Source organism: Halovenus anhuiensis, assembly GCF_037080055.1.
Taxonomy (GTDB): Archaea; Halobacteriota; Halobacteria; order Halobacteriales; family Haloarculaceae; genus Halovenus.
Genome location: NZ_JBAOJI010000001.1, coordinates 294,584 through 317,738 on the forward strand (window position 1 = coordinate 294,584; position 23,155 = coordinate 317,738).

21 protein-coding genes are annotated in these 23,155 nt (G+C 60.2%); 8 read left to right on the forward strand and 13 right to left on the reverse strand.

Features of this window, described 5'->3' with window-relative positions; genetic code table 11:
- Positions 1–16 precede the first annotated feature (16 nt).
- Complete coding sequence (locus tag V8P86_RS01535) at positions 17–1,372, reverse strand: restriction endonuclease (protein WP_336325474.1); 1,356 nt, start codon at positions 1,370–1,372, stop codon at positions 17–19.
- 59 nt (positions 1,373–1,431) lie between these two features.
- On the opposite strand from V8P86_RS01535, the gene V8P86_RS01540 reads away from it, so the two are divergent.
- Positions 1,432–1,914 (forward strand): DUF309 domain-containing protein, encoded by a 483-nt coding sequence (locus tag V8P86_RS01540; RefSeq protein ID WP_336325475.1) that lies wholly within the window; start codon positions 1,432–1,434, stop codon positions 1,912–1,914.
- 48 nt (positions 1,915–1,962) lie between these two features.
- On the opposite strand, the gene V8P86_RS01545 is transcribed toward V8P86_RS01540, so the two are convergent.
- Positions 1,963–2,964 carry a flagellin gene (locus V8P86_RS01545; RefSeq protein ID WP_336325476.1) on the reverse strand — a complete coding sequence of 334 codons (1,002 nt, stop codon included), beginning with the start codon at positions 2,962–2,964 and terminating at the stop codon, positions 1,963–1,965.
- A gap of 189 nt (positions 2,965–3,153) precedes the next feature.
- Positions 3,154–3,915, reverse strand: a complete 762-nt coding sequence (locus V8P86_RS01550) for a TrmB family transcriptional regulator (protein WP_336325477.1) — start codon at positions 3,913–3,915, stop codon at positions 3,154–3,156.
- Between the two features lie 211 nt (positions 3,916–4,126).
- Between V8P86_RS01550 and V8P86_RS01555 the strand changes: the two genes are divergently transcribed.
- From V8P86_RS01555 to V8P86_RS01570, 4 genes are all read left to right on the forward strand, one after another.
- Positions 4,127–6,697 carry an efflux RND transporter permease subunit gene (locus V8P86_RS01555; protein WP_336325478.1) on the forward strand — a complete coding sequence of 857 codons (2,571 nt, stop codon included), beginning with the start codon at positions 4,127–4,129 and terminating at the stop codon, positions 6,695–6,697.
- 117 nt (positions 6,698–6,814) lie between these two features.
- Complete coding sequence (gene fabG, locus V8P86_RS01560) at positions 6,815–7,558, forward strand: 3-oxoacyl-ACP reductase FabG (protein WP_336326288.1); 744 nt, start codon at positions 6,815–6,817, stop codon at positions 7,556–7,558.
- Entirely contained in the window at positions 7,555–8,724 is a 1,170-nt protein-coding gene (locus tag V8P86_RS01565; protein WP_336325479.1) for a thiolase domain-containing protein, read from the forward strand. The genes fabG and V8P86_RS01565 overlap by 4 nt, the downstream gene beginning before the upstream one ends.
- On the forward strand, positions 8,721–9,104 hold the full coding sequence (locus V8P86_RS01570) for a Zn-ribbon domain-containing OB-fold protein (RefSeq protein WP_336325480.1): 384 nt from the start codon (positions 8,721–8,723) through the stop codon (positions 9,102–9,104). Before V8P86_RS01565 ends, V8P86_RS01570 begins: the two co-directional genes overlap by 4 nt.
- A gap of 11 nt (positions 9,105–9,115) precedes the next feature.
- On the opposite strand, the gene V8P86_RS01575 is transcribed toward V8P86_RS01570, so the two are convergent.
- The 5 genes from V8P86_RS01575 to V8P86_RS01595 all read right to left on the reverse strand — a co-directional run bounded on the left by V8P86_RS01575 (position 9,116) and on the right by V8P86_RS01595 (position 14,012).
- Positions 9,116–9,772, reverse strand: coding sequence for a DUF6517 family protein (locus V8P86_RS01575; RefSeq protein ID WP_336325481.1), 657 nt, complete (start codon positions 9,770–9,772; stop codon positions 9,116–9,118).
- 49 nt (positions 9,773–9,821) lie between these two features.
- The gene (locus V8P86_RS01580) at positions 9,822–10,595 is read right to left on the reverse strand and encodes a fumarylacetoacetate hydrolase family protein (protein WP_336325482.1); all 774 of its coding nucleotides are present in this window, start codon (positions 10,593–10,595) and stop codon (positions 9,822–9,824) included.
- A 141-nt stretch (positions 10,596–10,736) separates the two neighbouring features.
- Positions 10,737–11,366 carry an RAD55 family ATPase gene (locus V8P86_RS01585; RefSeq protein ID WP_336325483.1) on the reverse strand — a complete coding sequence of 210 codons (630 nt, stop codon included), beginning with the start codon at positions 11,364–11,366 and terminating at the stop codon, positions 10,737–10,739.
- A 76-nt stretch (positions 11,367–11,442) separates the two neighbouring features.
- A complete protein-coding gene (locus tag V8P86_RS01590) occupies positions 11,443–12,144 on the reverse strand; it encodes a MinD/ParA family ATP-binding protein (protein ID WP_336325484.1) in 702 nt (233 codons plus the stop codon).
- 38 nt (positions 12,145–12,182) lie between these two features.
- Entirely contained in the window at positions 12,183–14,012 is a 1,830-nt protein-coding gene (locus V8P86_RS01595; RefSeq protein WP_336325485.1) for an ATP-binding protein, read from the reverse strand.
- Positions 14,013–14,407: 395 nt separating this feature from the next.
- Here V8P86_RS01595 and V8P86_RS01600 point away from each other — a divergent pair, with 395 nt between their 5' ends.
- Complete coding sequence (locus V8P86_RS01600) at positions 14,408–15,202, forward strand: sulfite exporter TauE/SafE family protein (RefSeq protein ID WP_336325486.1); 795 nt, start codon at positions 14,408–14,410, stop codon at positions 15,200–15,202.
- Positions 15,203–15,214: 12 nt separating this feature from the next.
- On the opposite strand, the gene V8P86_RS01605 is transcribed toward V8P86_RS01600, so the two are convergent.
- Positions 15,215–17,023, reverse strand: a complete 1,809-nt coding sequence (locus V8P86_RS01605; RefSeq protein WP_336325487.1) for a PAS domain S-box protein — start codon at positions 17,021–17,023, stop codon at positions 15,215–15,217.
- A gap of 156 nt (positions 17,024–17,179) precedes the next feature.
- Positions 17,180–18,037 (reverse strand): eIF2B alpha/beta/delta subunit family protein, encoded by an 858-nt coding sequence (locus V8P86_RS01610; protein WP_336325488.1) that lies wholly within the window; start codon positions 18,035–18,037, stop codon positions 17,180–17,182.
- A 254-nt stretch (positions 18,038–18,291) separates the two neighbouring features.
- Here V8P86_RS01610 and V8P86_RS01615 point away from each other — a divergent pair, with 254 nt between their 5' ends.
- Complete coding sequence (locus tag V8P86_RS01615) at positions 18,292–18,900, forward strand: hypothetical protein (protein WP_336325489.1); 609 nt, start codon at positions 18,292–18,294, stop codon at positions 18,898–18,900.
- A gap of 54 nt (positions 18,901–18,954) precedes the next feature.
- Here the strand turns inward: V8P86_RS01615 and V8P86_RS01620 are convergent, their stop codons facing one another.
- The 3 genes from V8P86_RS01620 to V8P86_RS01630 form a co-directional block, all read right to left on the reverse strand.
- Positions 18,955–19,518 (reverse strand): cell division protein CdpA domain-containing protein, encoded by a 564-nt coding sequence (locus V8P86_RS01620; RefSeq protein WP_336325490.1) that lies wholly within the window; start codon positions 19,516–19,518, stop codon positions 18,955–18,957.
- Between the two features lie 77 nt (positions 19,519–19,595).
- The gene (locus tag V8P86_RS01625; protein WP_336325491.1) at positions 19,596–20,339 is read right to left on the reverse strand and encodes a DNA polymerase sliding clamp; all 744 of its coding nucleotides are present in this window, start codon (positions 20,337–20,339) and stop codon (positions 19,596–19,598) included.
- 42 nt (positions 20,340–20,381) lie between these two features.
- Complete coding sequence (locus V8P86_RS01630) at positions 20,382–21,878, reverse strand: PAS domain-containing sensor histidine kinase (RefSeq protein WP_336325492.1); 1,497 nt, start codon at positions 21,876–21,878, stop codon at positions 20,382–20,384.
- A gap of 138 nt (positions 21,879–22,016) precedes the next feature.
- On the opposite strand from V8P86_RS01630, the gene V8P86_RS01635 reads away from it, so the two are divergent.
- Complete coding sequence (locus tag V8P86_RS01635) at positions 22,017–23,105, forward strand: M20 family metallopeptidase (protein ID WP_336325493.1); 1,089 nt, start codon at positions 22,017–22,019, stop codon at positions 23,103–23,105.
- The last annotated feature ends 50 nt before the right edge of the window (positions 23,106–23,155 follow it).

The following is a 23,155-nucleotide window of genomic DNA, read 5'->3' on the forward strand; positions in this document are numbered from 1 at the left end:
GTGAATCCTCCGTCGATCAGACGAGACCCGACAGGACGAACAGAACTAGCAGAACGGCTGCGAGCGCGACACCCGCCACGAGAGGCTTGTTTTCGAGCGCTTTCTCGTGCAGGGGCATGGCTTCGTACTCCGCGCGGAACTGCTCCAGATTCGATTCGTCGTAGAAGTACTTCGTGCTGTAGAAGAACTGCTCGGTCACGGCACAGCCAGTGCAGACCGGGTCGCCGACGAGGCGTTCGGTCTTCGTGTGATCCGGGCAGTTGATGCTGTCGCAGTTTCCACAGAAGGTGAACGAGTCCTCGTCGGCTTCGCCGCACTGCCGGCAGCGGTGGATCCCGTCGTTGACGGTGTATCTCGACGGGCCGGCAGCGTAGTACTCGTAGGGATAGCTGTACCGACCGAAATCGACGATAGCACGGATTCGCGGGACGTATACCGGCGTGATCGACTCGACAGAGATGTCGGACTGGTTGGGTTCGCACTCCTTCGTATAGGTGACGTTGTTGTCGCCGGTGTACTGGACGGTCATCGTGTGTTTCCGCCGAAGTCGGTCGACCGACCACTCCTTGTACTCTGTCTCGGTCTGTCCGAACCGCTCGGTCGAGAGTTCGGTGAACGTCTCGGCCAATTGCTCCTCGTTCAGTTCGATTCGCTGGTCGAGGTTCGCGGAAACGAGTCGAGAAAGCGGTCGTGAAGCTCGCTCTGGCCCGTCCTGTGATGCCTCGATGACAACCCGATCACGCTCTCGGATCTGGTGGATGATGCCGACGCTGGTCTCGAAGGTTGCATCCACACGGGCGCTGACAGTCACGGTCGGCTGGAAGTTTACCCAGAGTTCGGGGTCGGGAATCTCCGTCGCGTCGATGTTCTCGATATCTCTAAACGCGTCTTCGACGGCACCGGCGGGCCCGCGGGTGGGGTCGTACGGCCGCAGGGTCTCGTCACAGAGAATTTCGATGCGGCCGTTGTACAGATCGAGTCCGACGTCGTCGGCCAGTTCCCGCAGGTCGGAGCCGTCGAGCAGTTCGATTGGGTACGGATCGTCGTTGGCATCCAGTTGCTCGGTGTACTCCTCGGCAGGCCCGGTGAATCGGCCGGTCGTGGCGACCATCCCGCGTTTGGGCCCGTCGTAGTCGTAGGTTGCCACCGCCGAGTGGAGTTTCTGGACGACGGGCCGCCCGACTGAATCCGTGTGCTTGCACTCGACGATAACCGCCCGGGACTCCCCGTCGACAGTCTCCTCCATGATGATATCTCTGCCTTCGTCGGCAACGCGGTCGGCTTGCCGGACGTTTTCGTAGCCGAGATTCCGGAAGACATCTTCCATCACGTCCTCGAACTCGAAGCCCGACAACTCGTCGAGTACAGTCATTCGGTACCGTGATTGGACTGAACTTACAAATAAGTGTCCGAGACGCGTAGTTTCTGCTCATGGACGAGCACACGAACGCATCCGGCGTCGACCCGCCGGCCGAGGACGTGCCGGGATGGCGCGCCGACGAGCAGCGGTGGGAACACGCGACTCTTCGCCGGGCGGTGGTTCACGGCGTTCGCCTGTACAATTCCGGCGCGTATCACGAATCCCACGACTGTTTCGAAGACGAGTGGTACAACTACGGGCGCGGGACCACCGAAAGCGCATTCGCCCGCGGGATGGTGCAAGTCGCGGCGGGCGCGTACAAACACTTCGACTTCGAGAATGACGACGGGATGCGGAGTCTTTTCGAGACCGCGTTGCAGTACCTTCGCGCGCCGCCCGCGCAATTCTACGGTGTCGACCTTCTCGATGTCAGAACGACGATCACGAACGCAATGGACGATCCAGCCGTTCTGGTCGGGTGGCAGATCACAGTAGACGGAGGGCGACCGGAAGCAGGACCGGACGATTACGAGTACGCCGAAGGACTCGAATGAGGGGCATGGCGCGGTTGAACCCACTACTACGGTAGATTAGAGGGGGTATCATAGATCGACAGCTTGGCGCGATAGTGACGAGGGAACCGTGAGTTGCAAGCGTGTCTGGCTTCCCTGTGCTGTCCCAATATCAACGACCGCCTCCTCGTCTGGCCGAAGTCCCAATCCCGGTGCGAGAGCACGAGTATCGAGGATAATCGTCACTCGGTCGCTGTCTTCCTGAAGAATAATGTCGTCTCCCGACAGTGCCTCAGTTCCGAACGTCGTTTCACTTGCACCTGATGATCCGTACGTGAGGTGCTGGTAGGTATCGGAATTGAGGTATCTGACGACAGCACTACGGAGGTCGATGGTATCCGCTCCCGGTGACCGCTGTACTGTGATCCGTGCCTCGGTCACAGAATCTTTTGCGAACCGGAGTTCTGCAGTGCCTGACTCGTCCACTTTCCAGCCTTTCTCGAAGTCATTCGTTTCGATAAAAGTGAGATGTCCGTCACAGCCTGTACTATCGGGATCATCGATCCGAGCAGAGAGCTCTGGTGATGCCGTTGTAATTACGTAATTCGGGTTGTCGTCGTCGAGGTGTCTTATACGCAGTTTCTCGTCGGCAGTCTTCGTTATCTTGAGTCTGTCATCGGATATGGTCACTGGATTGTCTGAGCGAGTACCATCGATAATCAAATCGAACGGCGGCGAGCAATCTGAATCCCCGCCCTGGATCTGCGCCTCAACTTCGTCTCCCGACCGAATGATGAACTGCTCCTCTGCTCTTCCGTTTTCTTTTTCGGCATCGTTGAGCGGACTGCTATCGAGTACGATCCGATCCTTGGCTTCGGTGACCGTTCCAGATGTGCCAATGACTGAAACGCGGTCGCTGACTGCCGAAGTAGTGTCTTTGCCCGTTTCCTGAGAACTCGTCTGAAGCGAATCACCAGTCGTGAGCAAGACGCCCGCGCTGATACTCGCAACCAGCACTAACGCAACAAATACGATCAGCGTCCCAATCCCAACTTGGGCCCTGAGTGGTTCGGCCTGTCCGTTCTTACTCATACTGCGGGTTGATAAATTCGAGTTTAGCCGTCTCTGAGTAATAACTACTGATGCGTTATCAGCGGTGAAATTACTATTATCAGTGTACCTCGAAAGAGTACAACAGATGCACCTTTGGAAGGAAAATCGGCTGAGTGAATTCGATCAGGCTATTTGGTGGTCGGTTTCTCGCAGTCGGCCCGGTTGCGATCACTCCTGCTGTCGCTTCCGCCCGGACTCCATTCCCGAGCGCATGAACGTCGACAGGATACGGCCGATACTCGAATCGCCCGTCCAGAGAGCCTCTTCCTCGATGGGTTCGTCGTCTGTTTCGGCGGCGAGTAACACAGTACGGTCGTCGACCATCAGCGCCCGGCCGGCGAAGTCCGCAGGATTGTCCTGGGACATGACGAAGACGCTCACCGGACTGTCCGCGAACACGTCTTCGAGTGCGTCGTCGGCGGTCACGACAGTGACATCCACCTCGTCGGTGCCTGCCACTCGGAGTGCGTCTGCAATTCTGTCGGTCGTTGCTTCCGCCGCTGGTGAGACGAAGACGACAGTGTGGGTCGCCGACTGAACTAGCGTCGCAATCCGGTCGTTGATCGGCTGTCGGCCCCGGAGCGTCGAGATATCCTGGTCATCTCGGGGACCGGACTCCATCGTGCGGATCGATTCGAGGTGGTCGAACGCCCGGTCAGTCTCCGTTTCGAGTCGGTCAGTCAGGATGTCACGCGCCGTCGACAACGCCACGGGTCGGTAGGCCTTCGGCGAGGCTTCGACGACTTCGACTAAACCGCGTTCTGCCAGGTCGTCGGCCGCTCCGTACACCTGCGAGCGGGGCACGTCCGAAAAGTCACTCACCTCCTGAGCGGTGCCGCTACCCAGTTGCTGGAGGGCGACGAACACCTGTGCTTCGTAGTTCGACAGCCCCAGCGTCCGTAACGACTTGACGGCCTCCTGTTGACTCATCGTCTGTTCTAGCTCCGTGGTTGCTGTATTTTGCTCTTGTCCCGTCTCGGACGACACTGATTCGAGAACAAATATAGTAATTTTCTACAAACACATAAATACGATGGCCGAGAAGAGTGCACAACGAGGTATTAGAGGTGTATAAGAACTACGGGAGTGATCAACGGGGAGTCCTGCAAGCGCACTGGTATTGGATAGCACAGCGGTAACCATGACCGGGAACCTATCGCGGTGGTACGCGGAGAAGATCACGGACCATAGCAAACTCGTCATCATCGCAGTACTGGTGCTGACGGCGTTCGTCGGTGCTGGAACGGCGATGGGTGGTGCAGGCGAGCAGGACCTCGGTGGATTCGAGGTGGACTCGGAGGAGACTGAGGCACAGGAGTTCGTCCAGAGCAACTACGGCGGTGATGCCGGTGTCGTTGCACAACTCGTGGTTCGTAACGAGAGCGGCGACGTGCTGACGCGGGAATCGCTGCTGGACGGGTTGTATCTGCAACAGGAGATTCGCAACGATGAGTCGCTCAATGCCACGCTTTCCGATCCGGGACTGGTCGGTATCGAGAACGTCGTTGCGACGGCCGCCGTCTACGAGCAGCGTCGACAGCCACCGACCAGCCAGCCATCGCTGTCCGAACAGATTGAGGCACTCGAATCGCGGGACAGCCAGGCAGTCGAACAGTTGCTCGCCGAGGTGCTCGATCCCGAGAGCGACGCGCTCGGCCAACAGAATCCGTACGACTTTCTGCCCGTGAGTTACGAGCCAGGATCGACTGAGGCGTCGGCACGGCTCACACTCATCACACAAGTCGACGACAGCGGCGAGAATGCAAATCCACAGGCGGCTTACGACGCCCAAGTGGAGATCGATCGGTTAGTTCAGGACCGATTCGACGACGCGTTCGTCTTCGGCCAGGGGATCCAGGACGACGCCTCCTCACGGGCAACGGGCGATAGTTTCGCGATCATCACACCGTTTGCGCTCGTGCTCATCGTGCTCGTACTCGGGATTACCTATCGTGATCTACTCGACATTCTGCTCGCGTTCGTTGGGATTGCCATCGTACTGGTCTGGCTCGCGGGCCTGATGGGGTGGCTCGCCATCCCGATGAACGTCATCCTCATCTCCGTGCCGTTCCTGCTTATCGGGCTGAGCATCGACTACGCGTTGCACGTCGTGATGCGCTATCGCGAGGCCCGCGACGGGACGTTAGACGAGCGAAGAGAGGACGAAGCAGTCACGTCGGATCGCTCAATTCGGTCTGCAATGACGGTCGGACTGGGAAGCGTGGTCCTTGCGCTTGCCGCTGCCACCGTCTCGACTGGTGTCGGCTTTCTCTCGAATGTCGTCAGCCCGCTGCCAGCGATTCAGGACTTCGCCGTCTTGAGTGCGGGCGGTATCCTCGCGACGTTCGTCGCCTTCGGTGTGTTTCTCCCCGCAGTGAAAATCGAGGCTGACGGACTCGTCGAGAACCGACTCGGGCGAAGCAGACAGAAATCCGCCTTCGGCGTCGACAGCGGCCTCGCCAACACCGCTCTCAAAGGGCTCGCAGATCTCACGACCCGTGCCCCGGTCGTGATCATCGTCGTTGCGCTGGTGCTGGCGTCGGCAGGTGCGTACGGCGCGACGACGCTCGACACGGAATTCAATGAGGCTGATTTCCTCCCCGAAGACGCACCCGACTGGGCACAGTATCTGCCAGGCGGGTTGGCACCGGACGACTATACGATCGCAGAGGACTTTCAGTACCTCAGCAACAACTTCCAGCTCCGAAGTGACAGTGGGCAATCACAGATACTGATACGCGGCAACGTCTCGGATCCAGCGCTTTTGCAAACGCTCGACGAGGTACGAGAGGGGAGCCAGGTCAGCAGTTCCGTCCAGCGGCAACCTGACGGTCGGGCGGCCGTCGACGGACCAGGGACGCTAATTCGCAACACTGCAGCAGAAAACGAATCCTTCGCGACGCTGGTCGAGCGCTTCGACGGCGACGGCGACGGCCTCCCGGACGAGAACGTCTCGACGGTGTACGCTGGGCTGTTCGAGGCCGACCAGCAGGCCGCCAGTCAGTTCCTCAGCCGCGACGACGACGGGCAAATCACGTCCGCACGATTGCTGCTGTCGGTCAAAAGTAGCGAGTCAGCGCAAACGATTGCGACGGATACCCGGTCGTACGCGGAGCGAATCGAACGTGGGAACGCCGATGTCAGCGCGGTCGCCACCGGCGGAATCGTCACGACCGCCGTCATTCAGGATGCACTGCTCGAAACGCTCGTGCAGGCGTTCGCGGTGACTCTCGTCGTCATTCTCCTCTTCCTTACCGGGTTGTTCTGGGCGCGGTATCGGTCCGCATCGCTCGGTGTTGTCGTCATCGTTCCGGTCGTCGTCGCACTCGCGTGGTTGCTGGGTGCGATGGCGCTGCTCGGTATCGCGTTCAACAGCGAGACGGCAGTGATTACCAGCCTTGCTATCGGTCTCGGCGTCGATTACAGCATCCACTTCGGCGAGCGGTTCGTCGACGAGCGCAAGAAGTGTGAGACGCTCGAAACGGCAGCCAGAAGTACGATCACCGGAACCGGCGGGACTCTGCTTGCCAGTGCCGCCACGACTGCCGCCGCATTCGGGGTCCTCGCGCTTGCGCTATCGCCCCCGCTCCAGCGGTTCGGCATCGTGACCGGGCTGGCGATTCTGTTCGCGTTCGCGGCCGTCGTCACGATGCTCCCAGGCCTGCTCGTCTTACGAGAGCGAGCGCTCCTTCGATGGCGAGATATAAAGTAATCTCTGGCCGTGAGCCGAGATTCGCTGGAACTGAGGAACGTAATGAACATTTGTCCAAAATAGTTGAATAAACTACTTTTATATCAGTGCGAGTTGAATACCAAAATGAGGGGAACAATGCTACTCGAAGACAGAACCTGTTTGGTAACCGGCGGTTCACGGGGAATCGGCCGCGGGATTGCAGAGGAATTAGGCGACCACGGTGCGAACGTCGTTATCAACTACCGATCTTCAGAAGACGAGGCCTACGCTGCGCGAGATACCATCGAAGAGGGTCCTGGGACGGCGGTTGTCGCGCAGGCCGACGTTTCCAACTTCGACGAAGTACAGGCGATGTACGAGGCGGTAAGTAACGAATTCGGCTCCGTCGACGTGCTCGTTAACAACGCCGGCATCACGAAAGATACGAAGTTCTCGGAGATGACCAGAGAGCAGTGGGAGCAGGTGATCGATGTCAATCTCGGGGGGGTATTCAACTGTACGAAGGTCTGCTACGACGACCTGCGCGAGGCCGAAGAAGGCCGGCTAATCAACGTGTCCAGCGTCGTCGGACAGCAGGGTAACTACGGGCAGGCCAACTACGCGACGACCAAAAGCGGACTGTTCGGCTTCACTCGGACGCTCGCTCTGGAGATGGCCCAGGCTGGCTCGACCGCAAACTGTGTCGCCCCGGGGTTCGTCGAGACGGATATGCTGGCTGACGTCCCGGAACGCGTCCGAAATCAGATCCTCGAACGGATTCCGCTCGACCGATTCGCGGAAGTCGAGGACATCACTGGTATCGTCCGATTCCTCGCGAGCCACGAATCGAGCTACATGACCGGACAGATTCTCGGTCTCAACGGAGGGATGGAGTGGTGAGCGACGTTCACATTGCCGGCGTCGGGATGACAAAATTCGGCGCCTCACCCGAGCGGACTGCACGAGATCTGTTCGCACAGGCATCTGGAGAGGCCTTCGACGACTCGGGTATCGATCCCGATCAAGTCGAAGAGCTGTTTTACGGCAACTTCATGGGCGAATTCGCCGAGACGCAGGGTCATCAGGGACCACTGATGGCCGACGCCGCCGGCGTCTCTGCGCCCGCGACGCGGATCGAATCAGCCTGTGCATCCAGCGGTGTGGCCGTCCGATACGGCGTCAATCACGTCCGCAGCGGGATGGCCGATGTCGTGCTGGTCGGCGGCGCGGAACGGATGAAAAATCTCTCCACGCCCGAAGGAACTAGAGCGCTCTCGGCGGCCGCAGACGCACTCTACGAGGTCAAATCCGGCGTGACCTTCCCGGGAGCGTACTCGCTGATGGCGAACCGATACTTCGAGGAGTTCGGTGGCACACGTGAGGATCTGGCACACGTCGCCGTCAAGAACCACGATAACGCCGTCAACAACGATCTCGCGCAGTTCAATCGTGCCATCGATATCGAGGACGTCATCGAAGCGCCGATGGTGAGCGCTCCGTTCGGCCTGTACGACTGCTCACCGATGAGCGACGGCGGGGCCGCGGCAGTGCTGGTCAGCGACGAGTTCGTCGAGGAACACGGGCTGGACACTGACGTGAAGATCACCGGCGTCGGGCAGGCGTCGGACTCACTGGCCTTGCAGGATCGCGTTTCGATTCCGCGGACACCGGCAGCCGTCGAGGCTGGCCAGACTGCCTACGACGACGCGGGTATTGGCCCGGAAGATATCGATATCGCGGAGGTCCACGACTGCTTCACGGTCGCCGAAGTGCTCGCACTCGAATCGCTCGGTTTCTACGAGCAGGGCGAAGCAATCACGGCCGCTCGCGACGGCGAAACGACCATCGACGGCGATCTGCCGGTGAACCTCTCCGGCGGGCTGAAAGCCAAGGGCCACCCGGTCGGTGCGACTGGCTGTGCCCAGATTTCCGAGTTGACGAAACTGCTCCGTGGCGACCACGTCAACAGCGATGCAGTCAGTGACGCCGAGGTCGGACTGACCCACAACGCAGGTGGGACCGTGGCGAGTTGTGTCGTCCACATCCTCGAGGAGGTGAAAGCATGACTGAAACACGTGACGAAGGGTACGACGACTTCCTCGACGCCATCGAGGAGGGTGATCCCTACTACCTCGAAGGGCCAGAGGGTGACGGCTCGCTACCGCCCAAACGGATCGACCCTGCGACGGGTTCACAGGAACTGACCGAACAGCCGCTACCAGAAACAGGTGAGATTCTGACGCTCACACAGACACACGTTGCGGCCCCGGACTTCGCCGACGACGCGCCATTTGTCGTCGCCGTCGCGGACTTCGGGCCAGTCAGCGTGACCGGACAGATCCGCGGTGCGGAACCCACCGACGTCGACATCGGGCAGGAAGTGACCATCGGCGTCGACCGAAGAGAGACCACAGAAGAACGCCTCGTCGTCTTCGAGCCGGTCTAACTCGGCTCGGCTTACGGTTCCGTCGGGTGTTCGATCCCGCGGACGAGCGTGTCGATTTTTCCCGATTCATCGCCGATCCCGAACTGCGACGGCGCGGGGTGTGAGCCGACGATGACGAGCGCATCGCCGTCGTTGGTGAGCGATCCGACGTGAATCCGGATGTCGACCGACTGTCCACCGATCTTCTGAGTCGTCTCGTACTGTGTGAGTTCGACCGATTGGTCCAGTGTATCGACGGATCGAGTGCCGACTTCTTCGAGATCGTTGTCTGGCTCGCTCCGCCCGGAGCGGCGACTCACTTCCCGGATCAATCGTTTCTCGCCGAACTGCTCGAACGGGTTGGCCGACTGGCCGCCGACGGAGATCGTCGGCGTACTGAAGAGCAAGAATCCAGCGGCACCGTCGGGCGCACCGCTGGGCGTTCTGGCGTACTCGCTCAGCCAGTTCGTCAGCGAAACATCCCGTTCCTGATCACCGGTGGAGACAGTTTGCTCGAACGTTTGGTCTCTCGTCCGCTGGTGCGTGTATCCCGTCTCCGATCGAGCATTCTCGGAGACGCGGGCGGGATTCGCTTCGGCTTCGATCGAGCCTGTAAACAAACCACAGCCTGCGACCGAGACTGTCGCCGCTCCGGCGAGCGTCGCCACGAGTTGCCGTCGAGTCGTCATATGGTATCGTGGCCAGTGAAGAGTATATCTCTTTGGACACCTCGGCTCGTCACGGAATCGAAACCGTGTGTTCCAGTCGACCGATACCTTCGATTTCGACGGTCACGGTGTCTCCGTCCGAGAGCGGGCCGACGCCCTCCGGAGTACCCGTGGCGATCACGTCGCCCGGTTCGAGCGTGAGATAGGTCGTAATCTCGCTGATGAGTTCCGGGATCGAGAAGATGAGATGCTCCCGAGTGGAGGACTGCCGTTTGTCGCCGTTGACCCACAGTTCGACGCTCGCGTCATCGGGGACGTGTTCTGGGTCTGCGACCACGGGCCCCATCGGTGCGGCGTTGTCGAAGGCTTTGCCGCGGACCCAGTTCTGTTCCTGTCGCTGGTCGTCGCGGTTCGAGAGATCCACCAGACAGGTGAATCCGTCGACGTACTCCATCGCCTCGCTCGGGTCGACGTTGCGACACTGCTGGCCGATCACGACGCCGAGTTCCGCCTCGTAATCGATCCGATCCTTGCCGGCCGGCAACTCGACATCGCTGCCGTGGCTCGTGACGGCGTTGGGCGGCTTGAGAAAGAGCAGCGGACGATCCGGGACCTCCGAGTCCTGCTCGTCGGCGTGATCCGCGTAGTTCAGCCCGATACAGACGACTTTCGAGGGATCGGTCGGCGGCAGGATGTCGACCGCTTCGGGGTCGTACTCGCTGTCGGCAAATGCGACGACGCCGCCGTCGCCGGCCGTGTCTGTGTCTGCTGGCTCCCCGTCTTCGTCGAGCCACTGCCCGGTTCTAATGGCGCCTGCTGGATCGCGGAATCTGACTCGTTTCATGCCCGCCGATTCAGCGGGCGGCAAATAAGGTGTTGCGGTTGGTGCTGTTCGGGTGACAACTCATACTGGTGGTTCGGAGAAACTGAAGAATTTTGCCCCCTCGTGGGACCGAATACCTTTCCAAATGTACAGCCGCCCGTATCAGGCGATATCTCGGCTCGTATCGATCGAAACCTCCTCGACCAGATCGAGTTTGATCGTGTCGGAGGGTGCCCGGCCACCGCGGAATTTCGGGATCGCCATCCGGTTTTCGACCTCGTCGCCCGTGATGTCTGTCTCCAGATGGAAGACCACATCGGCGAAGTGTTCGGTCGTATCTCGCAGCGGGGGCACGTCCCGGCCTTCGAGACAGTGCATGATCGCGACGCTGTTGGTATTGAAAATGTGATTCTGGAGGTCGTTCATGAACGAGCGAAACCGCGAGGGTGGCTCCTGCGATTCCAGCACATCGAGCGGGTCGACGATGAGGTTCGAGGTTTCGGGAAGTGCGCTGATCAGTTTACTGGCGTTGTCCAGCGGCGCTTCCCCGGAGATGTGTCGGACCGTTGGATCGCCGGTATCGGTCGGCGTGTTCTCGATGCTGTCGGTAACGGCTTCGGCGGTCCGATTGAGCGAGAGCCACAGCGTGCCGCGGGTTGCAGTGAGTTCGTACAGAAAAAGCTCCGCCTGGCTCGATGGCGGCGCTGACAGAGCGACCATACTCCCCGCTGGGATCCCCCCATCGAGTTTCCTGTCGAGAACGTCGATCCCTGTCCGCAACCGATCGGTCATCAGTACAAACCTATTCATTACCTCCCGTTAAAGATTCCGACTCGCACATTAGAAAGTCTGAAATTCTGTTTGAATATTACTTTTGAAATGACTGCCGGCCAGCCTCCTTGCGGCGAGAATCGCGTTCGTCCGTTGCCGGGGAGCAGTTGCCGGATGCGCCGGGAGATCCGGAGCGAATTCGCTGGACGACCCCGCTCCAGTTGGCCCTGACCTGTGGATGGTCCAGCGGAGCCTCGACCGAGTCGATACGGGCGAGAACCGGCGACCTGTCGGTCCAGTCAGCATCGCGGTCCGCGGCAGTCGACCGGACGATCGCGCCCGCCAGCGAAGTCTCGAGTTGGCGTGCGGTCTCCGCGGTCGTCCGTGCGTCGGCCACAGACTCGGGTTGGTCGGTCGAGACGATGACCGTCTGCTGTGCGTGACGGAGCGGTCTGACGGCATCGGGGCCGACACCCGGAGGGCAGTCCAGTATAACGGGGTCGTGCCAGTCGGCGACCCGGGAGAGCGCAGCGTCGACATTCGACCGCGCCCCGGCGGGAAGGCACCTGACGCCTGGGGCACGCGGCGAGAGTTGGCAGGCGCGTTCTATCGACGCTCCCGCAGCGACGGCATTTACTCCTTCGGTGCGCTCGATTTCGAGCAGATGGTGCAGATCAGGCATGTCACAGTCACAGTCGACGACGACCGGGTCCAATCCCTGTCGAGCCATCACGGTGGCGAGTCCGAGTGCAGTCGTCGTCTTGCCACTTCCGCCCTTGCCGCCCGCGATTGCCAGCATAGGGCGAGTGGTCGCGTGCCGGTACTTGAACGTTCGGCTCAGTCTCGGCCGTGGCGGGTGAGACAGTGCGGCAAACCGATCAATTCGACCGGCTCGGAGTTGTCCGGCGAGTAGACGACCATCTGCCCTTTCTCCATGTAGGGGACTTTAGATTCGAGGTTCGCGGGGATGTTGACCGCGCTGATCGCGTCTTCGTCGCCGAGATTGAGCACGATAGTGGTATTGATCTGTTTGAACACCGGATCCGCGATGTCCTGGGGGTCCTGCGTGATCAAAAAGAGCCCCAAACGTTCCTTGCGGCCCTGTTTGGCTGCGTCGGTGAATTTGCCGATGACTCGCTGGGCCTGGACCGTGTCGGCGTCGGTCAGGAAGTTGTGCGCCTCGTCCATCCCGACGATCAGCGGCGTCTCCTTGATCCGGTCGTACCGCGGATCGTTCGAGAGTTTCTGATCGACGAGCAGCGAGGACAGCGCCAGCACGACCGTCTCGGCCGCTCTGCTGTCCGCGATGTGGTAGGTCGGGACGACACTCAGTCGACCCGGGCGGACGAACTCGTGGATCATTTCGGTGATCGGCCGGGCGTCTCCGTCGAAAACGGCACCGAACCCGCGGGCACGGCGGGCGACGGCATCGAACGTCGCTTCGTGGACCTTGCCGCTCTCGTCGAGTTCCTCCTTGAGCGCTTGGTCGTCGAGGAAAGTCAAAAACTGGTCGTAGGTGGCCTCCTGGCCGTAATTGCGCCGGAACCGATCGAGCAGGATGTTCACGAGTGCGTTGTACTGGTTCTCGTTGAGTCCGCTGCCGGCGATCAACCAGGGATTGTCGTGGACCATCGAGAACGGGATGGTGAACTCGACCTGTTCGGCCCGGTGGTGGCTCGCGGAGTACGTCGCAGAACCGACTTTCGGAATGAAGGCGACAGTGTCGTCGTGGCCGCCGTGAGCGATACCCTCGGCGTCGAACTCGCGGCCGACCTCTGCGTCGTACTCCCCATCGTCGTGCATCTGGGCGTACTCGTCCTGGGGATCGAACTGGACGATTGCCGGTCTGACCGTTCGATCGCTCCCGCTCTCGACGGGGTAGGTCCTGTCTTCGTCGAGATACTGTCGCAGGATGTTTTTCGCGCCGTGAGTCTTCCCCGACCCCGTGCCGCCGGCAATAAGCGTATGGCGGAAGACGAGCGGATCGCCGGCTTCGTAGTCGTCTTTCAGCCGGTAATCGATGGTCGGCGGCTCTGCCGCAGTACGGACTTTCTGGCCGCCGACCGAGAGATGACCGAGGAAGACTCCCTCTTCAGGCATCTTCAGACCGGTCTTGATATCTGTCTTGTTCGAGGCCTGTTCGATGACTGTCTCGGGTTTCGGGACGCGGTCGGTCATCCGGCGTTTCAGTTCGCCGTCCTCTTCGTATAGCACGGCGACCGGATCGAGCGTCGCCATCAGTTTGAAATCTTCCTCGTCGATGCCGTCGCTTCGCATCGCGCGGCGGGCGTGGATCTCGGTCGCGTCGTCCGCTCGGTACTCCTGTGTGTATTCGAGTGCCTTGATCCGACAGAACAGACGCTCACCGTCCGGGTAAGGAGCGAGAAGATAGGACCCGATCCGGACGTGTGAGCGGTTGCCCGCAGTCACGTACGCACACAGATCTGTCTCGTCTTCGTCTTCGCTGATCTGGAGCCCCTTCGAGGCCGAGAGGACACCGATACCAGTATCGGTCCCGGAGGGTGTCGCGTCGTAGGTCTCGAATTCGTCATCCGTCGATGCTTCTGTACTGCTGGGTTCGGTGTCTGTACTCGATGTAGCCCCATCGTTACTATCAGTCGTCGACTCGTCCGTGAGATCACTACTGAAATCCCCGAGATCCGTCATTACACGCAACATGCGTGGCCATCGTCAAACCCGTTTCCCCGGAGCACCGCAGCGAAGCCAACGAGACCGCAGGTATTTCGACAGCTGTCGTATACAACCTTAAGTTCTGTCGTAACATATTCGTACACGATGACACCAGTCCCATACGACGAGACCGGACGGACAGCACCAGCCGATCAGCCAGTACAGTTCGCTTGCCCCGATTGTTCGCAGGATCTCACCAGAATTGGGAGGACAGTCGCCTGCCCGGAGTGTGGGTACGTTCCACGGCAGGGTGCTGATTAACCCCCGAGCAGGGCATCTTCTGATCGCTCGATTCGACTCGCGGACCAATGCTCGTATTTATCTCCGCCGCTATCCTGTAGTATGGACTCCGATCACGGGAGGTGGCAGTAATGGTCGCCCTATTCGGGACGGACGTTGTGCTCTTTTTAGTGATCGGCTTGCTGGCGGGAGCGCACTGTATCGGGATGTGTGGGCCGCTGGTGACGATTTACGCGAAGCAGATGGACGGTACTCGGACCGACGGCGGAACAGCCACCGCGAGGGGACAGCGACGGGGGCACCTGACGCTGTACGAGGTTCGACAACACGCGTTGTTCAATCTCGGACGAACGCTCAGCTACACGATAATCGGAGCACTCGTCGGATTCCTCGGTAGCGTGGTGTTTCTCGGCGCGGGCGAACTCGCTGCGACGGCGAACACGGTCAGAGGAGTCGTCGGCGTCATCATCGGAATCTTCGTTATCGGGACTGGTGTCGTGTACGTCCTCGGCCGCGTGTCGGTGGGTCTGCAACTCCCCGGAACACAGCGAGTCACTCGCCGTCTGACTGGGGCTGTCGACCGACTCGCAAACAGTCCGGGAATCGTCGGCCTGGGGGCGATTCACGGATTGCTTCCCTGTCCGATCCTCTATCCGGCGTATCTCTATGCCTTCTCGACCGGATCGCCGGTCGCCGGTGGCATCGCTCTGTTCGCGCTCGGGCTCGGAACGATTCCGACCGTCTTCGCCTACGGGACGATCATCGACAGCGTCGGCGCGGTCCACCGACGCCGAATGCACCGGGTGCTCGGTGTGTTATTCGTCGTCCTCGGTTACATCCTGTTCGCGCACGGACTGATGGCGCTGGGCTATCAGATTCCACATCCCATGTTTCCGTTCTGGGATCCACTCGGTATGCCGATGTGATGAGGCTCCAATTCACTCCGCGGGCGGCAGCATCTCGACATCACTGATCTCAAAGCGCGCCCCTCCGTCGTCACTGTCGGTGACAGAGAGTTCCCACCCGTGAGCGTCGGCGACCTGATCGACGATCCGAAGGCCGAAGCCCGTTCCGTCCGGTGTCGTCGAATAGCCAGCCTCGAAGACCTCAGCACGGTCTTCCGGCGGGACTCCCGGACCGTCGTCGGTAATCGCGAGGCCATTGGTTTCGAGTTCGATCACGACATCGACATCCGGTCCAGCGTGTTCTGCGGCATTACCGAGGACGTTTTCGAGCAAGTGCCGTAGTCGGTCTCGGTCAGCGACGAGACGACTCTCGGGGGAGGGCTGCCCAGTGAATTCGAGCGATGGCCGCTCGTCGTTGTCGACGACCAGTTCCCACGCGGATTCGACGGCGGATCGGATCTCGATCGGTTCCGTCTCGCCGAGTTCACGACCGTTTCGGGCGAGCCACAACACGTCTTCGATGATCCGCTCCATCCGGGTGAGCGCCCGATCGATCGGCTCGTGATGCGGTGAGTCACAATCGTCTCTGGCGAGTTCGAGTCGAGCAGTCGCCGTGTTCAGCGGATTCCGGAGATCGTGGCTGACGACGCCGGCAAATTCGTCGAGTTGTTCGTTCTGCTTTCTGAGCTGTTTCTCGTATGCTTTTCGATCGGTGACATCCCGAGAGTTGATCAGATATCCCCCGATCTCTCCGTCTGTGTGATCGCTGGCCAGCGATTCGAGCCAGATCCACGACCCCTCGCTGTCCTGGAATCTGAACTCGGCTCTGACCGAGTCTGTCTCGGGATCTTCGACCAGGTCGGTGAACACGGAGAGCACCCGCTCACGGTCCTCCGTATGCAGGTGACTGAAGCCATCTGTCCCGAGCAAATCTTCGGGCTCGTAGCCGAGCACATCCGCGGCAGCGGCGCTCTGATAGATGATCTCTCCCGTCTCGTCGAGCACAGTGATGATATCCTGCGTACTCTCGACGTAGGCCTGATATCGCTGTGAAAGCCGTTCCAGTTTGCGTTCCTGTGCCTTTCTGTCGGTGATGTTTCGGCTAAATCCAGCGACTCGGACAACGTTGCCCGCGTCGTCGAAGATCGGTGACCCTTTGACCCAGACCCAGCGGGTCTCGTCGTCGTGGCTCAGTTGGTATTCCAGATCGACGCTCTCGCCGGCGGAGAGTTCCGCCATCTTCTGGCGGACCAGATCACGATCCTCCTTCTTGACAACGGTGAGAAAATCCTGCGGCTTCTCTTTGATCTCGGAGACCGGCCTGTCGTACACCGCCTCGTAGCCCGAGATGAAGAGCAGATCCTTCCACTCGCGGTCGAACATCCACACGCAGTCCGGAATGTTCTCGGTTAGCTCCGTGAGTCGTCGCCGCGTCTGTTCGACCTCCCGTCTGATTCGTCGCTGTTCGACGGCGTTTCTGATCCGATTCGCGAGAATCGTATACTGACTCGTCCCCGACTCTTTCTGGAGGTAGTCCGTCACGCCGGCAGTGATTGCCTCGCTTGCGACCGCTTCGCTTCCCTTTCCCGTGAACAGAATAAACGGCAACTCTGGCGACCGCTCACGGACGCGCGTCAGAAAGTCGATCCCCGTCGACTCGGGCATATCGTAATCCGAAACCACACAATCGATCGCTTCAGCCTCCAGTACGTCCAATCCCTCGTCGATGCTGCTCGCTGTCCTCACCCGAAACTGTTCGCCTTCTGCCTCGAGGCAGGTCTTCGTCAGATCCGCAAACTGTGGATCGTCGTCGACGTGGAGAATCTGAACCGCGCCACCCATGATATCTATATCATCGGTAGCTGAATTAACTGTTCCGGGGGGTTCTCAGTTCTGATAGCGCAAGCGCCGCTATACGCTACATTTGATCTGGATCTGCTTCTATTTTACTGCTTTTTTCAAGTTATCATTCAGGTGGCCGAGGCGAGCACCAAGGTATTACTGCTCAGGATTGGTGATCCCATCGTCGGTAATGACACGGTTCAGCAGTCGCGTCGGCGTGGCGTCGTACGCCGGGTTTTCGATCTCGAACCCTTCGGCAGGTTCGCGCATCACCTCGCTGGCGACGCGCTCTTCGTTCTGGAAGGCGAATCCGCCGTCTACCAGTTTGGCCGAGGAGCCGACGATGTCGACCGGAACGTCGCTGTCGGATGCTGTCGTCGCAATCGGGTAGGTGCCGACACGGTTGTACAGCGTGTCGTCGACAATACAGGTCATGCCCAACAACACTCGGTCGACGTTCTGCATGACGTGTCCGCTGGCGCTGTCGACGATCAGCGTCGTGTCGATTTCCTCGATTTCCGCCAGTCTGCGTGCCATTTTCCGACCAATGTATCGGGGTCGCGCCTCGGTGATGTAGACGGAAAATTCCTTGCCGTCCGCGACGGCACGGGTCAGCGTCGACAGTACCGTCGTCGAATAGTCGTGGGTCAGTAGCGTCTCACCGTCGCGCAGTTGGTCGGCCGCTAGCTCCGCCGCTTTTCGCTTCCCCGCCTCGACCTGCTCGATCACGTCGTCGATAACCGTGAGTGTCTCGACCTGTGCGTCCTCGACTGTCTCGGCGTCGAATTCGTTGATATGTTCGACGATCTGTTGCTGCGTGTTGTGGAGCGAGGCGTGAGAGGGGTTCGCCCGCTGTAATGCGTTGCTGTTGCGTTCGAGCGCTCGCCGATACTCGTCGACGGTCGGAAACTCTCGGTCGGTGATTTCCCTGAGCGCCTGTGCTGCTTTGACTGCCACGACGGAGGAACTGTGTGTCTGCATGTCCGCAATTTCGCCCGCAGTCTCGTCGATCATATGTCGACATTCGACGGGCGACATAAAGTGCGTTCCGCCCCACCTTTTTCAGCGTCGGGTGTGCAGAGCGCACCCTCTTGGAAAACGTGGGGCGAAAAAGCTCTTGCCACGAACGAAGCGAGTGTCGAGTGGGAGGGCCTTCGGCGCGGATGCTCGCAGTTGGCATTCTATTCGACAGCCAACAATAATCGGATACCCACCGACTGAGAATTCAGGATAGACCTTTTTGAGTGTTCGAGAGATGCGAGACTGTGTTGCGTAGACGCATGCTACTCGGAACGATCGGGACGGCGGGAGTAATCTCGTTCGCGGGGTGTACCAACAGTCAGGACGACAATTCTGGAGACGATACCGACGAGAGTTCTCCTGCAGCAGGGGTCGTCGAGGAGTATTACACGGCAGTCGCTGACGGCAATCTCGAAGGTGCGGCCAGTAATCTGGCGATGACACAGTTTGAGGGTGGCGAAGGCCGGTCAGTAGAGCAAATGGCGACGGCACTCCGAGAGCGAGGGCTGAGCGAAGACGGTGTCGATGTCTCACTCGGCGAGTTTACCGAACTGTCACTGTCAGAGTTTACCGAATTCACGTTTCGATCAGACGGGGGCGAACAGCGCCAGCAGACTACACAGGACGTGTCCGAACTCGTACCGGACGCATCGGCCTTCGGTGGCGACGAGGAGCCGGTTACTCTCGTCCATCACACCGGCGGTTTCCTGCCGGAAATCTGGGTCCCGTACCAGCCGACCGAGGCACCCACCGACGGCTGGGGAGAGGTGATAATCGAAGTCGGATCCTACGACGGTGACCTGTTCGTCATTGGCGATTTCCGAACGTACACCGATCTCAAAGTCGTCGAAAGCTGAGGCTCGGAGGTCCGACATCGAGACCGTACCGCAGAACAGTTCTCTTGGTTTCAGTCAGTCTTCGAGGTCGTCGATATACTCACCCGGATCGCCGCCGTCGCTTACCAACTCGCGGTACTCCCGGTGGCTCACTTCGACTGTTTTCGTCTCGCCTTGCGTGACGACTTCAAGCGAGACGGTTCCTTGCGGGTTGTTCCGGAGTCGCGTATTGGCAATCGCCGTGAAGACGAACCAGACGGCAATCGCACAGCCGAGACCATACAGAAGGAGCGTCTCGAAGGCGAGCGGGTCGGCGGTTCGGGTCCACCGACTGGGGTAGGCGTACTGGAACAGCCAGAGACCGCCGCCGGCGAGCGTCGTTCCGGACAGGACTCCGACTCGAGTTCGCGTGCTCGCAGGCAGAACGACGACGATGCCCAACAGCATCAGCGGAATACCGACCCCAGCAGCGAGGCCGGCAGACAGTTTTGCGGTCGTGCTCTGGCCGCCGGTCCAGACGGCCGCCATCGCAGCGACGATGGCGAGCACACCGATCCCGACGAGCGCCCCGCCAGCGGCCGCCTGCCGCGGTCTCGATACCGGGGAATCCTCGTCGTATGCCTCGTCGAGGCTAGTCATACGAGACTGTTGCCAACCCGGACACAAAACTATACGTCAGACGGATGCATGACGAGACGACAGAACGCGCTCGCCGATCAGTTGCTCTGGATCCGCGGCGCGAGCATGTAGGTTACCGCTCCTTCGCCCTCGGCGATATCGAAATGCAGTTTGACGGGGAACTCCTCGCCGAGTTCCATCGTCACTTCGGCGTCTTTCGGAATCGCTTTGTTCATATCCTGCAGGTAATCCAGCGAGAACAGCGAGGAGGCCTCGCCGGCCACCAGATCGATCAGATCCTCGCCGTCCAGTTCGAGGTGCACGTCGTCGGTGTCGCCCTCAGCTTTGACGTAGAAGACCTCGTCAGTCTCGTTGACCCCGAGTTCGATGTGATCGCTGACCATGTCCGCCGCCGTCACCGCGCGGTCGATATCGCGCCCTTCGATGACAATGGTCGAGGAGAGATCGAGATCCGGTAGATCCGGCTCCTCGCGGATCGATTCGGGGTCGATCAACGCGAGCGTGTATTCGAGTCCGTCGATCGAAATATGCAGTTTCCGGGTTTCCTCGTCGAGTTCGAGTTCGACCAGCTGGCCGCTGTCGGCCATGCCGGCGATATCCTGCAGTCGAACGAGGTTGACGCCGATCAGTCCGCCGTCGGCCTCGTAGGACTCGAAGGCCTCGGCATCCAGAGAGAGATCGACCATCCCGACGTTGGCTGGATCGACCGCCCGGATCTCGATCCCGCCATCGTCGAGGTGGATCTTGCATTCGTCCACCAGCACGCCTACCGAGTCGAGCGTCGACTGCAGCCGTTCCGCTCGCACTATCGCCTTGAACATCTTGTGCCGGGCTACGTTGCCTTCGGTTAAAAAGGCACGTCATTACGCGCCGTCGGAAGCACTGTCCGCCTGGACGGTTACGTTCGTGAAATCGAATCTCGCCCCAGGGTTGTCCTCGTCCGTTCCATCGAGTTCACTCTCCGTGATCGTCAGCGTCCAGCCGTGAGCGCGGGCGATTTCGTGGACGATGGCGAGTCCGAACCCGGAGTGTTCTTCGTCGGCCCCAGTGAATCCCGGTGCGAGTACCTTCTCGCGCTGTGAGCCCAGAATGCCGGGGCCGTCGTCCTCGATGAAAAACCCATTCTCGAACACCCCGACACGGATCGTCGGATCCGGGCCGGCGTGGTCCAGCGCATTCCAGAAGAGATTTTCGAGCAACTGTTTGAGCCGACTCTCGTCGGCCCGAATGTATCCAACCTGACCGAGTTCGAGCGCGCCGCTGGACTGCTCTTCTCGACAGTTCTGCCAGCAGCCTTCGACAGTGTCGGCCAGCCGAACCCACGTCGTCGAGTCGATCTGCTCGCCGTGATCGACCAGCGTGTACATATCTGAGATGACCGATTCGATCCGGTCGTGTGCGGTCGAGACCTGATCGAGATGAGAGACGTCCTCGTCAGCGCGAGCGAGATCGACGCGGGTCTCGGCGACAGTGAGGTGGTTGGGGATATCGTGGGTAATCACGTCGACGAACGCTTCGAGTCGTTCGTTTTTGCGTCGCAGATCACGTTCGTGGTCGAGCCGTCTGAATGCCGTTTCCGCGTTCGACGCCAGTATCGATGCTAGATCGACATCCGTTTCGTCGAACGCGCTCGGCTCTTGATGGGCGATGCTGATGAGTCCGTACGATCCGACTGGGAGATACATCACCGACACCGTGTTGCCGCGATCGTAGCCATCGTCGACCTCCCTGACGTCGTCGATGACGACTGTTTCACAGTTGGTGAAGGCACGGACGGCTTCGGCATCTTCGTCCAGTTGATACGGCCAGGCGTCACCCACATCGGCTCTCGCACCCTCGGTCACTAACACGGGTTCGAGGACCCCTGATTCAGACTTGACTCTGACGACCGTCCGCTCGAAATCCAGAATCTGTTTCGCCGTCTCTGAGATGACGCGTGCAATCTCGTCGACCGAATTCGCTTCGATCAGTTCGTCGGAGACTGTATGGAGTTGATTGAGTTGGCGTTCGCGGCGTTTCTGGATCGAGATATCTTGGATGGTCCCGACATTGTACGGCCCTACTGGCGTCTCTACTCGCGTCGTCACCGTTCGCACGTTGACAGCAGTGTCGCCGAATTCGTGGACAGCCTCGGCTGTTTTTGTCTCTCCGTCGCTAAAGGAGTTCCAGTACGTATCGAATTGGTCGGGGTCGACAGCATCGTTGACCTCCCAGATCGGCGTGTCGAGCAGCGATTCGCGATCCGTTCCGAGTACGTCGGCGTACGCCTCGTTGACGTAGCTGTATCTTCCGGTTTCGTCGTATGCGCCGACACCGACACCGACCGCGTCGATCATCTGCCCGAACAACTCCCCGTCCATCTGTTAGACTTATATTAGTGAGGTTCACGTATCACTGTTTTCCCTTAACCTCCCCTGCTGAGACTCCCGAATACACACGCGCTCTCACCAGTCTCGAAGACCGGAGGGCTTTAGCGGCTCTCGTGAGTGTTCGACTCCATGGGGCCGACCGAACTCACCCGCGATCTCGCTGGGATCGCGAGCCACGACGACGAAACCGAAGCCGGCGACTACATCGAACGCTGGCTCCGCGACCGGACTGACGGCGAGGTGAACCGTGATCGACACGGCAACGTCATCGCCCGACGCGGTGCGGGGCCACAACTCGCGCTCGTCGGTCATCACGATGTCGTCCCGCCCGCCGACGAACAGGTCGACGAAAGCGGTGATTACCGGATCGACCGTCGGGACGACCGACTGTTCGGCCGCGGCACTGCCGACATGAAGGGGGCCGTCGCAGCGGCGATGTGTGCCTTCCGGGATGCGACACTCCCCGACGGAGAGTTGATCTTCGCCTCGTTCGTCGGCGAGGAGACCGGCGGCCGTGGCGCACGGGGGGCGATCGACGACGGATTTGCGCCGGCGTACGCCATCGTCGGTGAGGGATCGACGGGCTACTCTGCAGCGGGCGTTACGGACGTTGCAATCGCTCACAAAGGCCGGCGAGCGAGTACAGTACAGGCCGAGGGCGTCCGCGCTCACGCGAGCGAACCGGAAGCGGGGAAGAACGCGATCTACCGTGCGAGCGAGGCTGTCGAGGCGATCCGTGACCTCGCTGTTCCCGAGACAGACGTACTGGGCCGGAGATTGTCGGGATCACTCGCTGTGACGGAAATCGAGGGCGGATCCGCGTGGAACGTCATCCCCGATTCGTGTACGATCACCGTCGACGAGCGGACAGTCCCCGGCGAACGGGCCGACCTTTCCTCGGTGGCCCAGCGGCCGGGAATCTCCGTCGACATCGAGCAGGATCTCCCGCCGATGGCCTGTGACGAGCCGCAATTTGCCGACCTCCTCACAGATGTCGCGAGTTCGGCACAGGACGGGACCCCGGAGCAGATCAGCAAACCGCACGCGACCGATGCTGGCTGGCTCGCCGGGGCTGGAACGACCTGTGTCGTCTGCGGGCCGGCCGAACCCGGCGAAGCCCACACCGCCGAGGAGAGCGTCTCTCTCGATGTTCTCGACCGCTGTTATACGATCTATCGCCGGGCTGCCGAGCAGTTTGCGCCCCGTTTGATCGTCTGACCGACAAGGAGCCGAGTCTGTCGGCGATGCGTTGATGGGCCATCGGGCCA